This is a genomic window from Noviherbaspirillum aerium (assembly GCF_008929045.1).
Taxonomy (GTDB): domain Bacteria; phylum Pseudomonadota; class Gammaproteobacteria; order Burkholderiales; family Burkholderiaceae_D; genus Noviherbaspirillum; species Noviherbaspirillum aerium.
Genome location: NZ_VFAH01000001.1, coordinates 637144 through 651639 on the forward strand (window position 1 = coordinate 637144; position 14496 = coordinate 651639).

Genomic DNA, 14496 nt, shown 5'->3' on the forward strand with positions numbered 1-14496 from the left:
GGCGATGGAATCGGGAGGAAGCGGTTATAATCCCGCTCCTTCCTGATTCGGAAGACACTTAGTATCGGCAACAATAAACATTACCGGCCCGCGAACGACTGTAGTCGATCGATAGAAGAGCTGGATTCATACTCAAACTGAAAGGAAATATCATGCGCCACCGTCACGGTCTCCGCAAACTGAATCGTACTTCTTCCCATCGCCTGGCGATGCTCCGCAACATGACCGTTTCCCTGCTGCGTCATGAAGCAATCAAGACAACACTGCCGAAGGCAAAGGAACTGCGCCGCGTGGTCGAGCCTATCCTCACCCTGGGCAAGACCGACAACTTGTCGAACAAGCGTCTGGCATTCTCGCGCCTGCGCGACCGCGAAATCGTTGTCAAGCTGTTCGCCGAACTCGGCCCGCGTTACGCGAACCGCAACGGTGGTTACCTGCGTATTCTGAAGATGGGTTTCCGTCAGGGCGACAACGCTCCGATGGCCTTCGTTGAACTGGTTGACCGTCCGGAAATCAGCGACGAAACTGAAGTGCAAACTGCAGAATAATCATCACTCCGCTCATGGGCGGGTCATGAGAAAAAGCCAGGCATCATTGCCTGGCTTTTTGTTTTCCGGAGCGCTTCTATTCCTGCGATAGCTTCAACAGATTTTCACCGCAGGGGGAGGTTACGATTACCTGGCCATGGCCAGACAAGGCCGACTGCAAGTTCATCAGATAGTGAGTGATTAGCGCAGCGGCGGACAAGGCATATCTCCGGATCGTCGCGCGGCTCCGGATGGCTACCAGCGTTTGTGGCAAGATATACGCTTTCACAGAATCCTGCGCTGCATGCTCGCTTCCGATGTCCTCTCTGTAACTGACCTCCGCAAATCCTATGGCAAGGGCACGGAACGAGCGCTTGTTGTAGACGGCGTGTCATTTTCGCTGCGGCGCGGAGAGTGTTATGGGCTGCTCGGTCCCAACGGGGCCGGCAAGACTACCACGTTGCGACTTTGCCTTGGTCTGACAGAGCCCGATAGCGGCGAAATACGCCTGGTAGGGTATCCGGTGCCACAGCAGGCCCGCATGGCAAGAATCAGGGTCGGCGTCGTGCCGCAAGCCGACAATCTCGATCCGGATTTCACCGTCGAGGAAAATCTTCTTGTCTTCGGGCGGTATTTCGGATTGGCCGATGATGTCATCAAAGCCCGTATCCCAAGCTTGCTGGAGTTTGCAAATCTCACGGCGAAGAGAAATGCCAATATCGGCGAACTTTCCGGAGGCATGAAGCGTCGCCTGACGCTGGTGCGTGCCTTGGTGAATGACCCCGATATCATTTTCATGGATGAGCCGACCACCGGTCTTGACCCGCAGGCCCGTCACATGATCTGGGATCGCCTGAAGTCGCTGCTGAACGAAGGAAAGACCATCGTTCTTACCACCCATTTCATGGACGAGGCGGAACGGTTGTGCGATCGCTTGTCGGTCATCGACCATGGCAGGCTGATCGCAGAAGGCGCACCGCGGGAACTGATCGCCAAGCACATTGAGGCGGAGGTGGTGGAGGTCTACGGCGACCAGGCGATTGCCTGGGGGAAGACGGATGGCGTCAAGCACGCAGCGCGACTCGAGATCAGCGGCGAAACGGTGTTCTGCTATACCAACGATGCGCAAGGCTTGCTTGCCAGCCTGCATGGCGCCGCCGGTGTACGCTATTTGCATCGGCCAGCAAATCTTGAAGATCTTTTCCTGAAGTTGACCGGGCGCGAAATGAGAGACTGACCATATGGGTTATGCACTTTATGCACTGCCAGCCTGTTCGCTGCGCTTCCTTCCTATCTGGCGGCGCAATCTGCTGGTATGGAAAAAGCTGGCTCTGGCCAGCGTGCTCGGCAACATCGCAGATCCATTGATCACGCTGATCGCTTTCGGCTACGGGCTGGGCAGCCTTCTCCAATCCATCAATGGCATACCCTACCTACATTTTCTCGCGTCCGGATCGATCTGCATGTCGGTCATGATGGCAGCCTCCTTTGAAACCCTGTATTCGGCTTTCTCGCGCATGCATGTACAGAAAACCTGGGAAGCGCTGCTCAATGCTCCGATGGCGCTCGATGACGTCGTGCTGGCGGAGATGTTGTGGGCAGCCACCAAGGCACTGTTTTCCGGCGTTGCAATCCTCGGCGTCATTTTTCTTCTGGGAATCGGTCTTCATGGCACGGTGGTATTCGTGCTCCCCTTGCTGTTTTTGATCGGTATCACCTTCGCTTCCCTCGGACTGATCATCAATGCCTTGGCAAAGGGTTACGATTTCTTTACGTACTATTTCACGCTCGTGCTGACCCCCATGGTTTTCCTCTCGGGCGTGTACTATCCGGTAGCGCAGCTGCCGCCCTGGCTGCAGGGGTTCGCCACATTGTTGCCGCTGGGCGCGGCCGTCAATTTGATACGTCCTTTAATCCTTGGCGAATGGCCGCCACATCCGGCAGCCGACATCGGTGTGCTGCTGATTTATAGTGCTATCGGTTTCTATGTCGCCACGGTTCTGACTCGTCGGCGCCTTTTCAAATGATATGCAGATTGCAATGATGCATTCCACCAAACTTCAACAGCCGCTATTGATTTTTTCCAATGTGCCCGACAAGGAAACTGCGGCGCGTATTGCGCGGGAACTTGTCGACAGCCACGCAGCGGCATGTGTGAACATCTTGCCGGGCATTCACTCCGTCTACCGCTGGGAAGGCAAGACGGAAGAAGCTGCGGAGATTTCGCTGTTGGTGAAATCGACGGCAGACCGCTATGATGAAATTGAAGCCATGATCAAACGCCTTCACCCCTATGACATGCCGGAAATCATCGCATTGTCCGTCACGGACGGATTGCCTGCCTATCTCCAATGGCTCGTTACCGAGACAAGGAAGAATGTGGATGTTTAACTCTTTATGCTCCAGCGCCGCTCTCGCTGCAGTGATGCGCCTGTTCATCATTGCAGCCGCATGGTTTGCTCTTGCATCGCCTGGCATCGGGCATGCCGAAGATGATTTCCTGCCGCCGGAAAAGGCATTCAAGTTCGCGGCGCGAATGATTGATGCCGGCACTGCCGAAGTCACGTTCACGATTGCCGACGGTTACTACATGTATCGCGAGCGCTTCGCGTTCAGCGCCGCCGGCGCTCAGCTCGGTACGCCTGTCATCCCGCAAGGAAAGATCAAGTTCGATGAAACCTTCCAGAAGGATGTGGAAACCTATCGGAAGACCGTTGCGATTACCCTGCCCGTCAATGCGGCATCCGATTTCAACCTCAAGGTGATGTCGCAAGGCTGCGCCGATCAAGGATTGTGCTACGCCCCGATGGAGTCGGTCGCCACGCTGTCACCCGGCGGGGGCGGACTGCTGTCCACGATTCGTGCCGCGCAGCCGCAGTCCGCCATATCCAGCGCAGCCGTCGCGCCGACATTCCAGCCGGACAGCGAGACCGGCCGCATAGAGGCTGCGCTGCAAAGCGGAAGCCTGCTTGGGATACTGCCGCTGTTTCTGCTGCTTGGACTCGGCCTGTCCTTCACGCCCTGCGTGCTGCCGATGGTGCCCATCCTCTCGTCCATCATTGTCGGCGACGGCAAGCAGGTCAGCCGCAGCCGCGGCCTGGCGTTGTCGGTTGCCTATTCACTCGGCATGGCGCTGATTTACACCGCGATGGGTATCGCCGCAGGGCTTGCCGGCGAAGGGCTGGCCGCAACTCTGCAGAATCCATGGGTGCTCGGCGCATTTGCCTTGCTCATCGCCATCCTTTCCCTGTCGATGTTCGATGTCTACCAGCTGCAAGTGCCTGCGGCAATACAGCAGCGTCTGGCGGCCGCTTCCGGAAAGCAGGTGTCGGGCAAGTTCCTCGGCGTCTTCAGCATGGGGGCAATCTCGGCGCTCATCATAGGTCCTTGCGTTGCGGCACCGCTTGCAGGTGCGCTGCTTTACATCAGCCAGACACGCAATGTCGTCATCGGCGGCAGCGCCCTGTTCGCCATGGCGGTTGGCATGAGCGTGCCGCTGCTCCTCGTCGGATTGTCGGCGGGGACATTGCTGCCACGCGCCGGTGCATGGATGCGTTCGGTCAAGCTGTTCTTCGGCATCCTGATGCTGGGAATGGCGCTCTGGATCGTGGCCCCCGTCACGCCGGGCTGGGTGCCCATGCTGGGCTGGGCCATGCTCGGCATCGGCTATGGCATTTATCTGCTGCGCGCCATCAGCCACAGCTGGCGTGCAAAGCTCTTTGCAGTGCTCGTCGCCGGTCTTGGGCTGATACAGCTTGTGGGCGTCGTGACCGGGGGACGCGATGTCCTCGCACCTCTTGCACACCTGAGCGGCGAGGTTCAGCACACCAAGTTCGTGCGCGTGAAATCCCTGGCAGACCTGGACGCGGAAATTGCCAAGGCAGCGGGCAAGACTGTGATGCTCGATTTTTACGCCGACTGGTGCGTCTCCTGCAAGGAAATGGAAAAGCTGACGTTTTCCGATCCACGCGTGCAGGCAAGATTTTCCGAAATGGTACTGCTTCAGGCCGACGTGACGGCCAACAATGAGGACGACAAGCGCTTGCTGAAGCGTTTCAACCTGTTCGGTCCTCCTGGCATCATTTTCTTCGACAAGCAGGGCGGGGAGATTGCCGGCGGACGCGTGATCGGCTATCAGAACGTCGACAAGTTCCTGCATGCACTCGATTCCGCAGGCAAGCTTTGATCATGCTGCAAGCGAAGACGCATATATCCGCTTTGTTATAAGGAACTGACAACTTTGTTCTTGAGCAAGCGAACACAACACACTATATTTAAGCGTTCAACAACTTTTGGGAGAACGACATGACGCTAAGGCTTGGCGATACCGCGCCCGATTTTGAACAGGATTCCTCGATCGGCAAGATCAAGTTTCATGAATGGGCCGGCGATTCCTGGGTAGTACTCTTTTCCCATCCTGCCGATTTCACTCCGGTGTGCACTACCGAGCTTGGCCTGACTGCCAAGCTGAAACCGGAATTCGATCAGCGCAATGTCAAGGCGATTGCCTTGTCCGTTGACCCGGCTGACAAGCATGTGCAATGGATCAAGGATATCGAAGAAACGCAGAAGACAGTGGTCGGTTTCCCGATCATCGCCGACGCGGACAAGACAGTCGCTCAACTGTACGACATGATTCATCCGAATCAATCCGAAAGCGCAACGGTACGTTCGCTGTTCGTGATCGATCCCAAGAAAAAGGTAAGGCTGATCATTACTTATCCGATGAGCACCGGACGGAATTTCGATGAAGTGCTGCGCGTTATCGATGCTCTGCAACTGACCGATGGCTATACCGTGGCTACGCCGGGCAACTGGAAAGACGGCGATGACGTCATTATTCCGCTGACCGTTCAGGATGAAGCAGTGATCAAGCAAAAGTATCCGAAAGGATATACGGCACCGCGTCCCTATCTACGCCTGACGCCCCAGCCCAACAAGTAATCATCAAGTACCCGGCTAAACGATTCCGCAAACGCGGGCCGCCATAAAACGAAAAGCGCTTCCCGGAGCGCTTTTCGTTTTTGGCGAAAGCAGTCGATAGTGCCAGCGGCAATCTGCCTCGGCGCCGGCTAGGCCGGTCCGGGCGAAAACGCTCTAACGATGCTCATCCGCCGCCTTGTCCTCGAGATAGCGGTTGCGGCGAAAGAAGAACAGCAGTCCCGCAACCATCACCGCCATCGACCCGATCGTGATCCAGAAACCGGATGCATCCTTCAGCAGCGGCATCTCGGCGAAATTCATTCCGAAAATGCCGGTGATCAATGTCAACGGCATGAACAAGGCGGTAATGACCGTGAGGGTACGCATGATTTCGCTGGTACGATGGGCCATTGCTGAAAAGTGTATCTGCACGGCCGATTCGATCGTCGCCTCCATGCGCTGGGCGTGCGTCAGCACGCGGGTGATATGTTCCATCACATCATTGATCCGCACCAGCAGAAGATCCATGCTCCGGTTCGGAGCGTTCGCATCCTGGGTATCCACAAGATAATCCCGCAGCTCCTGCAAGGCGTCGCGCTGGCCTTCGCTTAGCTGGTCCAGCTTGCGCAATTCAATACGCGCATCGAGCAGGGCCATCCAATCGTTGAAGCGGCTGCGCGGGTTGAGCAAGGCGCGTTGCCAGCGGTCGATCTGCCCACTGAGCGGCTGGCGCAGCGCAAGATACTGATCCACCATGGCATTGAGAAGGCGCAGCATCAGTTCCGCCGGAGATGAGGGCAATCGCGAGACATGCCCGTTGCCACCGGCGTTGCCGTTGCCACGTACGCGCTGCTCCAGCAGACGTGCACGCAATGCCTCAATGGTCCGGCTTTGCGATGCATGCACCGTTACCAACGCGCCTTCCATCAGCATGAAGGTGACGGGACGGGTCATCAGTTTGGTCAATGCCGGAGGAATCTTCCGTTTCTGCGAGTCGGCATCCGACTCCTCCCCCGCCTGGCGGACTTCGTTGCCGGCATCCAGCGCCAGCTTGCGGAAAACCACCATGGCGTACTCCTGGGTCGAATCGAAATAGGAGGGATGGCTGAGATTGATCGCATCGGTCAGGTGCAGGTCATAGATATGCACCTGCGTCATGCGCTCGATTGCGTCGCGCCAAGCCTGCGTGTCGGCGCTAACTTCTTCATGCGTTGCATCGATCCACAAGAAGCCGTCTGAAGACCTTGCCTCGGGAGGACCGGGAAGCTGAGTAATGGAGGAACCGGAGATGTGAAAGATATCCATGTACGGCAGCAACTGTTTGGGAGTAGGGTGAAGGGTAGCAGCAAAGCGGCAGACCGGGCGAGGCGGGATTCCGGCCTGGAAAGGCTTGCCCAGGGTTGTGCGGTTTTCGCCAGGCAAGTCGGGCATGCAGATGCGGTTCTTGCCGGATGCGGCAAGCTCCGCGCCGGTCTGCGGCATTGCCGCTTCTATTTGCCGGACGGCCTATGGCTGCGTAGAAAGGATCTGGGCATCTGCAGGCTGGCTGAGCCCTCGCTGCGGCGCACGCCAGCCTGTCGACTTGCTTCCAGCCGTTCAGCTTTGCCGCAGATGGCGCGCAATATCGCGCGCGAAGTAGGTGAGGACACCGTCGGCGCCTGCCCGCTTGAAGGCCAGCATCGATTCCATCATTGCCTTGTCGTGGTCGAGCCAGCCGTTTTGCGCCGCTGCCTTGATCATCGCGTATTCGCCGCTGACCTGATAGGCGAATGTGGGGACCTTGAACTCATCCTTGACGCGACGCACGATGTCCAGATAGGGCATGCCGGGCTTGACCATCACCATGTCGGCACCTTCCTCAAGGTCGTGCGCAACTTCCCGCAGCGCCTCGTTGCTGTTTGCCGGGTCCATCTGGTAAGTGGCCTTGCTGCCCTTGCCCAGGTTCGCTGCCGAACCGACGGCATCACGGAACGGGCCATAGAAGGCGGAAGCATATTTCGCCGAATACGCCATGATGCGCGTATGGATATGCTGAGTTTCCTCCAGTGCATTGCGGATGGCGCCGATGCGGCCATCCATCATGTCGGACGGCGCCACGATATCAACGCCGGCATCAGCCTGGACCAGCGCCTGCCTGACCAGTATCGATGTGGTTTCATCATTGAGCACATAGCCATCGGGGTTCAATACGCCGTCCTGACCATGGCTGGTGTACGGATCCAATGCTACGTCGGTCAGGAGACCGAGTTCCGGAAAGCGCTGCTTGAGTTCCCGTACGGCGCGCGGCACCAGTCCTTCTGGATTGAGGGCTTCAATGCCGTCCGGCGTTTTGAGAGACGGATTGATGACCGGAAAAATCGCCAGGACAGGAATGCCGAGTTCGACACAGTCTTCCGCAACGGCGAGCAGACGATCCACCGAGAGCCGCTCGACACCCGGCATCGACGTCACCTTTTCGCTGACATTCTTTCCTTCCTGGATGAAAACCGGATAGATCAGATCGGAAGGCGTGACGTGATGCTCGCGCATCAGCGCACGGGAAAAGGCATCCTTGCGCATGCGACGCAGGCGAACGGCTGGAAAGCGGGAGTGGGAGAATGAATGGGACATGGGTAGAAGGCGCCTGAAAAAAGTCCGGGAACACCGGGATTCGATTGAGTAAACAAACTTTATACGATTCGATGAAACTTTTCCGGTAGTCGTCCCCTCATAGCAATAGGTGTTCATTCACCTCCCGCTTCTCCTCCCTGAGCGGGGCCTATCGTGGCATTAGCGATAAGGCGTTACTGCCCTGGAGATCTTCCCCTTTCTCCAGGGTTTTTTTTGCCCGTTGGGGTCAGCCTTCATCGCCTTCCAGACTTTCGCCGGCATCCTCGTCGTGCAGATCGTCCTCCTGCAAGCCCAGCAATTCCTGAATTTTCGCATCGGCTTCTTCCAGCCCGATACGTTTCAATGCGGAAAACAGCTGTACGGTGAAGGGAAAAGGCTGGCCTTGTTCATCCGCATAACTGTTCAGCACAGTACGTGCAAGCCGCAATGCATTGGCCGATTCATTCCGGTTCAGCTTGTCGGCCTTGGTCAGCACGCAATGCACCGGTTTTCCCGTCGGCGCAAACCATTCCAGCATCTGGACGTCGAGATCGGTGAACGGCCGGCGCGAATCCATGATCAGCACCAAGGCGGCAAGCTGCTCGCGCCGCTGAACGTAGTCGCCCAGCAGAGCCTGCCAGTGCAGCTTGGCGTCGCCCGATACCTCGGCATAGCCATAGCCCGGCAAATCGACCAGGAGGGCGCGTATCTCGTCCACCTTGGTCGGATCCTTGCGGTGCTGCGCCACATGGGCGCCGCCAATCGAAAAATAGTTGATGTGCTGCGTGCGGCCCGGCGTCTTGGAGGCAAACGCCAGTTTCTTCTGATTGCAGAGGATATTGATGGCGGTGGACTTGCCGGCATTGGAACGGCCGGCGAAAGCGATTTCCGGAACTTGCGTCTTTGGCAAATCGCGAAGATGGTTCACCGTAGTGAAGAAACGGGCTTGCCAAAGTAGGGACATAGGGAGAATGAAAAGCGTGAAGAGCCGCAGAGAAAATGCAGCAAGGGAAGTAAAAACGGCAAAAACCTATTGTACAATAAGAGGTTATGTGTGTTGCGCCACCGAGGCGCCACCAAGAAGGTATTTTGCGCTGCAACTCCGGCGTGCCGTTCGCGACCAGTCCCATGATGTCGCGTGGCGCAGACGGGGGCAACCGCCGCCACTGGCCAGAATTTTAATATCAAGTCTCAGGGTGTTTGAATGAACCGTGCGTTTTTACCGTTTGTGAAGTCCTTGTTCGTCGCAATGCTGGCAGTCTCTTCGGTGGCCTATGCAGCGGAAGAGAAGAAGGCGCCCAAGGCTGATCCCGCCAAAGGAGAGGCAATCTACACCCAGGGCGATGCGTCCCGCAACGTCACCGCCTGCCTCGCCTGCCATGGCCCTGCCGGAAATTCGACCATTGCGCAAAACCCCAAGCTCGCCGGACAGCATCCGGAGTACCTGGCCAAGCAGCTCGCCGACTTCAGGACGCCGCAGCGCAACAATCCGATCATGACGCCGATTTCCAAGGCATTGAGCGATGAAGACATGAAGAACATCGCGGCCTATCTGGACAAGCAGCAGCAGAAGCCGGGCGCCGCCCGCAACAAGGATACCGTCGAAGCCGGCAAGAAGATCTATCGTGCCGGCATTGCGGAAAAGAATGTGCCTGCATGTGCGGCCTGCCATGGCCCGAACGGCTCGGGGATCCCTGCGCAATTCGCCCGTCTTGGCGGCCAGCATCAGGAGTACACTGCTGCTCAGCTGATCAGCTTCCGTACGGGTGCACGCAACAACAGCGCGCAAATGACGACGATCGCCAAGCGCATGTCCGATGATGAAATTCAGGCAGTGTCAGACTATATCGCCGGCTTGAAATAATCAGAAAACAGCGAAGCAAGAGAAGCAAGAAACGGAGGGGGTGGCGGATGCCGCCCCCTTTTCTTTTGTTTTGTTTTGATGCCTAAAAATTCATGAGCACTAGCACCTCCGGGTTACACCTCAATACCAGACGCCGCTGGCTTGCCGATGCCGTCGAGCTGGTTTCCTCCATGCGGTTCGCGATCAGCCTGCTGACCCTGATTGCCATTGCGTCAGTGATCGGCACAGTGCTCAAGCAGAACGAGCCGATGCCGAACTACGTCAACCAGTTCGGTCCGTTCTGGTTCGAGGTGTTCAACAAGCTGGGGCTGTACGCCGTTTATTCGACCTGGTGGTTCCTGCTCATCATGGCGTTCCTGGTGCTGTCCACGAGCCTGTGCATCATCCGCAATACGCCCAAGATGCTCAGGGACATGCGCAGCTGGCGTGAAAACGTGCGCGAACAGTCGCTGCGCAACTTTCATCACAGGGCGGAATGGAGCAGCGCGTTTCCCCTCACCGGTTTTGCACAGCAGCTGGCGCAGCGCATTGCGGCCGGCGGCTACAAGGTAAAGGTGGTGGGCAAGGAGGGCGGTGTGCTGATTGCCGCCAAGCAGGGCGCAGCCAACAAATGGGGCTATATCTTTGCGCACAGCGCGATTGTCATCATCTGCGTCGGCGGCCTGCTCGATTCCGATCTGCCGGTTCGCTTCCAGCAATGGTTCGGCGGCAAGACACCGTTCACCGGCGGCGGCATCATCGCCGACATCCCGGCGCAGCATCGCCTCGGATTGGGCAATCCCTCCTTCCGCGGCAATACCTTCATTCCCGAAGGCGGCACCGCCAATACCGCCATTCTTCCGCAGCAGAGCGGCGTCCTCGTGCAGGAATTGCCGTTCTCGATCCAGCTGAAGAAATTCATCATCGAACATTATTCGACCGGCATGCCCAAGCTGTTTGCCAGCGAAGTCGTGGTGCGCGATGCGGAAACCGGCAAGACCTTCGAAGCGACGATCAAGGTCAACGAGCCTTTGATTTACAAAGGCATCGCCGTTTACCAGTCGAGTTTCGACGACGGCGGCAGCAGGCTGAAGCTGACCGGCCACTCAATGCGGGGAGCGGTTCACCAGAGCTTCGTCGTGACTGGCGAAGTGGGCAATTCCACCCCCCTGGCCAGCGACAAGGGCTCCGAGTACACCATCGAATGGAGCGGCTTCCGGCCGTTCAATGTGGAAAACATGGCGCAACAGGGACAGGATGTGCGGGCGGTCGACCAGAACAGGAGCTTCAACGAAAAATTCTCGGCCGGCCTCGACAAGCAGCTTGGTTCGGCAGCGAAGAACCCCAATAACAAGGATTTGAAGAACGTCGGTCCGAGCGTGCAGTACAAGCTGCGCGACAAGAACGGGCAGGCAAAGGAATTCCATAATTACATGCAACCGGTAGAGGTGGATGGCGCGTATGTGTTTCTGGCAGGCATGCGCGAAACGCCCAGCGAACCCTTCCGCTATCTGCGCATTCCCGCCGACGAGAATGACAGTGTCGAGGAATGGATGCGCTTGCGCGCCGCGGTGTCAAATGCCGAGCTGCGCCAGGAAGCCGCCAGGCGCTATGCCCGGCATGCGATGCCGGAACAGAAGGAAAATGCGGCAAATCTGCGCGATCAACTCGAGCGTTCCGCACTGCGCGGGCTGGAAATCTTTGCCGGTGACGGCAAGGAAACCGGTTATTTGGCCGTTTCGCGTTTCCTGGAAAGAGTGCCGGTCGCAGAACAGGAAAAAGCCGCAGAAATTTTCATGAAAATTCTGAACGGCAGCATGTGGGAACTATGGCAAGCTGCGCGTGTGAAGGATGGCCTCAAGGAAGCTGCCGCAGATGAGAAGCATGGCCGCTTCCTGCAGATGGCGACCAACGCCATTTCCGATGCGGCTTTCTACGCGGCGCCGGTCTACTTGCGGCTCAACGAGTTCGAGGAGGTCAAGGCATCCGTGCTCCAGGTTACGCGGTCACCGGGAAAGTATGTGGTGTATTTCGGATGCCTGCTGCTCACGCTTGGCGTATTCGCGATGTTCTACATCCGCGAGCGGCGTCTTTGGGTATGGCTGAAGCCGCAGGAGGGAGGCGGTACGCACGCGCTCATGGCGCTGAGTGCGCAGCGCAAGACTCTGGATTTCGAGAAGGAATTCGAAGTGCTCAAAGCGCAGCTTGTGCAATCGAATTGAGTTAGCATCGGGATGGACGAGACAACGCAGGTGAAGCGGTTGCTTCCCTTGCGCTGCATTCCCGGAGTGCCTGGAATGCATATTGATTGCGTGCTGTCATGAAAGCCAGACGGGCATGACAGGCGCCATGGAGAGAAAGCAATGGACCTGACACAGACACAAATCTATACGCCGCCACCCGGTTATTTCCGGCGCCTTGGCGTGATCGACTGGGCCTATGCGGGCCTGCTGCTGGCCGGTGCGCTATTCGCGTTCAACCGGTTCTCCGCGTACATGGACGTCTATGAGAAGGCGATCCTGCTGCTCTCGGCTCCCACATTCGCCTGGCTTGGCTGGCAATGGAAGCCGGTCCGCTGGCTGATGGCGGTATTGGCGATACTGTCATTATTCGCAATCTCCCTGTACGGCGGATCTCTGGATGCGGCCAACAGCAAGTTCTTTCTGAAATACGTACTGTCCAGCCAGTCCGCGATCCTGTGGATGAGCACGCTGTTCTTCCTGTCCACCCTGTTCTACTGGGGCGGATTGCTGGCCCGGGCCGATTTCGGCGGGTCGGTGGGCAGCAAGCTATGCTGGGCAGCCGTGATTCTCGGCTTCACCGGCATGCTGGTGCGCTGGTACGAATCCTATCTTGTCGGCGTCGACATCGGACATATCCCGATTTCCAACCTGTATGAAGTCTTCGTCCTGTTCTGCCTGATCACGGCCTTGTTCTATCTGTACTACGAGGAACATTATGCAACCAGGCAATTGGGTGCATTTGTCCTGCTGGTCATTTCAGCCGCCGTCGCTTTCCTGTTGTGGTACACCATCAGCCGCGAAGCGGCGGAAATTCAGCCGCTGGTTCCGGCGCTCCAAAGCTGGTGGATGAAAATCCACGTTCCGGCCAACTTCATCGGCTATGGCACATTCGCCCTGGCAGCGATGGTTGCCATCGCCTACCTGCTCAAGTCGAAAGGCATCCTGGCTGACCGGCTGCCGGCGCTGGAGGTGCTCGATGATGTCATGTACAAGGCAATCGCGGTCGGCTTCGCCTTCTTCACGATAGCCACCATCCTCGGCGCCTTGTGGGCGGCTGAAGCCTGGGGCGGCTACTGGTCCTGGGATCCGAAGGAAACCTGGGCATTGATCGTCTGGCTCAACTATGCGGCATGGCTCCACATGCGTTTGATGAAGGGCCTGCGCGGACAGGTCGCGGCATGGTGGTCGCTGGTCGGCTTGCTGATTACCACCTTTGCTTTCCTCGGCGTCAACATGTTCCTGTCCGGGCTGCATTCCTACGGCGCTCTGTAAATGATGCTCCGAAGAAGTCGGTGAAATTGTTGTAAGGTAGTGCTTGTCTCAGCAGACGAAGCAAGCACAAACGACAATTCCTCATTCTTACGGAGCAATCATGTTGATAAAACGCAGCCCAAATGGCATCGACATTCCATTTGGCTCCGAAATCACGCCACGTGCGATTTTCGAATCGCGGCGCAGCTTCATCAAGCAACTCGCCGTCGGTTCGATCGCCGGCGGCGCACTTGCGGAGATGGCCATGCGCGAGGCCTTTGCCCAGTCTCCGGGGGCGCAGAAACTGGCCGCGAAGCCCAACCCGGCTTTCGTCATCATGGACAAGCCGACGTCCTACAAGGATGCGACCACCTATAACAACTTCTACGAATTCGGTACTGACAAGGCGGACCCGGCGGCAAATGCCGGCACGCTGAAAACCCGTCCTTGGACGGTCGCCATCGAGGGCGAGATCAAGAAACCGATGACGGTCGACCTGGACGGCCTGCTCAAGCTGGCGCCGCTGGAAGAGAGGATCTACCGGCTCCGCTGCGTCGAAGGCTGGTCGATGGTCATTCCCTGGGTGGGCTATTCCCTGTCCGAACTCATCAGGAAGGTCGAGCCGACCGGAAATGCCAAATACGTGGAATTCATCACGCTGGCCGACAAGAAGCAGATGCCCGGCCTGCGCAGCCCGGTACTGGAATGGCCGTATGTCGAAGGTTTGCGCCTGGACGAGGCGAATCATCCGCTGACGCTGCTGACGCTGGGCATGTACGGCGAAGTGCTGCCCAACCAGAATGGAGCGCCGGTACGCATCGTGGTGCCGTGGAAATACGGGTTCAAGTCGGCGAAGTCGATCGTCAAGATCCGTTTCACCAAGGATCAGCCGAAGACCGCGTGGAATCTCTCCGCGCCGCAGGAGTACGGCTTCTATTCCAACGTCAACCCCGAAGTCGACCATCCCCGCTGGTCGCAGGGCAGCGAACGCCGCATCGGTGAAGACGGCTTCCTTTCGCGCAAGCGCAAGACCCTGATGTTCAACGGTTACAGCGACGTTGCTTCCCTCTATACGGGCATGGATCTCAAGAAGTTGTTCTGAGGATGCGCCATTCATGGC

The 14496-nt window shown here is 57.6% G+C and carries 13 protein-coding genes; 10 read left to right on the forward strand and 3 right to left on the reverse strand.

What is annotated here, in order from left to right; translation table 11 throughout:
• Positions 1–152: 152 nt before the first annotated feature.
• The 6 genes from rplQ to FH061_RS02960 all read left to right on the forward strand — a co-directional run bounded on the left by rplQ (position 153) and on the right by FH061_RS02960 (position 5471).
• A complete protein-coding gene (gene rplQ / locus FH061_RS02935; RefSeq protein WP_151632725.1) occupies positions 153–548 on the forward strand; it encodes a 50S ribosomal protein L17 in 396 nt (131 codons plus the stop codon).
• A gap of 283 nt (positions 549–831) precedes the next feature.
• Positions 832–1764 (forward strand): ATP-binding cassette domain-containing protein, encoded by a 933-nt coding sequence (locus tag FH061_RS02940; RefSeq protein WP_151632727.1) that lies wholly within the window; start codon positions 832–834, stop codon positions 1762–1764.
• Between the two features lie 4 nt (positions 1765–1768).
• Positions 1769–2554: an ABC transporter permease gene (locus FH061_RS02945; RefSeq protein ID WP_151632728.1), complete on the forward strand. Its 786-nt coding sequence runs from the start codon at positions 1769–1771 to the stop codon at positions 2552–2554.
• Positions 2555–2567: 13 nt separating this feature from the next.
• Positions 2568–2918 (forward strand): divalent-cation tolerance protein CutA, encoded by a 351-nt coding sequence (gene cutA / locus FH061_RS02950; protein WP_404822410.1) that lies wholly within the window; start codon positions 2568–2570, stop codon positions 2916–2918.
• Complete coding sequence (gene dsbD, locus FH061_RS02955) at positions 2911–4713, forward strand: protein-disulfide reductase DsbD (RefSeq protein ID WP_151632730.1); 1803 nt, start codon at positions 2911–2913, stop codon at positions 4711–4713. The genes cutA and dsbD overlap by 8 nt, the downstream gene beginning before the upstream one ends.
• A 119-nt stretch (positions 4714–4832) precedes the next feature.
• The gene (locus FH061_RS02960) at positions 4833–5471 is read left to right on the forward strand and encodes a peroxiredoxin (protein ID WP_151632732.1); all 639 of its coding nucleotides are present in this window, start codon (positions 4833–4835) and stop codon (positions 5469–5471) included.
• Positions 5472–5624: 153 nt separating this feature from the next.
• Here FH061_RS02960 and FH061_RS02965 read toward each other — a convergent pair whose 3' ends face one another.
• From FH061_RS02965 to yihA, 3 genes are all read right to left on the reverse strand, one after another.
• Positions 5625–6932, reverse strand: a complete 1308-nt coding sequence (locus FH061_RS02965; RefSeq protein WP_225984455.1) for a magnesium transporter CorA family protein — start codon at positions 6930–6932, stop codon at positions 5625–5627.
• Between the two features lie 114 nt (positions 6933–7046).
• Positions 7047–8060: a porphobilinogen synthase gene (gene hemB / locus FH061_RS02970; protein ID WP_151632734.1), complete on the reverse strand. Its 1014-nt coding sequence runs from the start codon at positions 8058–8060 to the stop codon at positions 7047–7049.
• Positions 8061–8286: 226 nt separating this feature from the next.
• The gene (gene yihA, locus FH061_RS02975; RefSeq protein ID WP_151632736.1) at positions 8287–9003 is read right to left on the reverse strand and encodes a ribosome biogenesis GTP-binding protein YihA/YsxC; all 717 of its coding nucleotides are present in this window, start codon (positions 9001–9003) and stop codon (positions 8287–8289) included.
• A 240-nt stretch (positions 9004–9243) separates the two neighbouring features.
• On the opposite strand from yihA, the gene FH061_RS02980 reads away from it, so the two are divergent.
• The 4 genes from FH061_RS02980 to msrP all read left to right on the forward strand — a co-directional run bounded on the left by FH061_RS02980 (position 9244) and on the right by msrP (position 14478).
• Positions 9244–9903: a c-type cytochrome gene (locus FH061_RS02980; RefSeq protein WP_151632738.1), complete on the forward strand. Its 660-nt coding sequence runs from the start codon at positions 9244–9246 to the stop codon at positions 9901–9903.
• Between the two features lie 92 nt (positions 9904–9995).
• A complete protein-coding gene (locus FH061_RS02985; RefSeq protein ID WP_151632740.1) occupies positions 9996–12104 on the forward strand; it encodes a cytochrome c biogenesis protein ResB in 2109 nt (702 codons plus the stop codon).
• A 141-nt stretch (positions 12105–12245) separates the two neighbouring features.
• Complete coding sequence (gene ccsB / locus FH061_RS02990; protein ID WP_151632742.1) at positions 12246–13397, forward strand: c-type cytochrome biogenesis protein CcsB; 1152 nt, start codon at positions 12246–12248, stop codon at positions 13395–13397.
• 100 nt (positions 13398–13497) lie between these two features.
• The gene (gene msrP, locus FH061_RS02995) at positions 13498–14478 is read left to right on the forward strand and encodes a protein-methionine-sulfoxide reductase catalytic subunit MsrP (RefSeq protein ID WP_151632744.1); all 981 of its coding nucleotides are present in this window, start codon (positions 13498–13500) and stop codon (positions 14476–14478) included.
• The last annotated feature ends 18 nt before the right edge of the window (positions 14479–14496 follow it).

Bases quoted from the DNA above. Each gene is read 5' to 3' on its own strand.
- FH061_RS02980 (WP_151632738.1), top strand. From the start codon at position 9,244: ATGAACCGTGCGTTTTTACCGTTTGTGAAGTCCTTGTTCGTCGCAATG.
- hemB (WP_151632734.1), bottom strand. From the start codon at position 8,060: ATGTCCCATTCATTCTCCCACTCCCGCTTTCCAGCCGTTCGCCTGCGT.
- FH061_RS02945 (WP_151632728.1), top strand. From the start codon at position 1,769: ATGGGTTATGCACTTTATGCACTGCCAGCCTGTTCGCTGCGCTTCCTT.
- dsbD (WP_151632730.1), top strand. From the start codon at position 2,911: ATGTTTAACTCTTTATGCTCCAGCGCCGCTCTCGCTGCAGTGATGCGC.
- ccsB (WP_151632742.1), top strand. From the start codon at position 12,246: ATGGACCTGACACAGACACAAATCTATACGCCGCCACCCGGTTATTTC.
- rplQ (WP_151632725.1), top strand. From the start codon at position 153: ATGCGCCACCGTCACGGTCTCCGCAAACTGAATCGTACTTCTTCCCAT.
- FH061_RS02965 (WP_225984455.1), bottom strand. From the start codon at position 6,932: ATGCCGCAGACCGGCGCGGAGCTTGCCGCATCCGGCAAGAACCGCATC.
- yihA (WP_151632736.1), bottom strand. From the start codon at position 9,003: ATGTCCCTACTTTGGCAAGCCCGTTTCTTCACTACGGTGAACCATCTT.
- FH061_RS02940 (WP_151632727.1), top strand. From the start codon at position 832: ATGCTCGCTTCCGATGTCCTCTCTGTAACTGACCTCCGCAAATCCTAT.
- msrP (WP_151632744.1), top strand. From the start codon at position 13,498: ATGTTGATAAAACGCAGCCCAAATGGCATCGACATTCCATTTGGCTCC.
- FH061_RS02960 (WP_151632732.1), top strand. From the start codon at position 4,833: ATGACGCTAAGGCTTGGCGATACCGCGCCCGATTTTGAACAGGATTCC.
- FH061_RS02985 (WP_151632740.1), top strand. From the start codon at position 9,996: ATGAGCACTAGCACCTCCGGGTTACACCTCAATACCAGACGCCGCTGG.
- cutA (WP_404822410.1), top strand. From the start codon at position 2,568: ATGATGCATTCCACCAAACTTCAACAGCCGCTATTGATTTTTTCCAAT.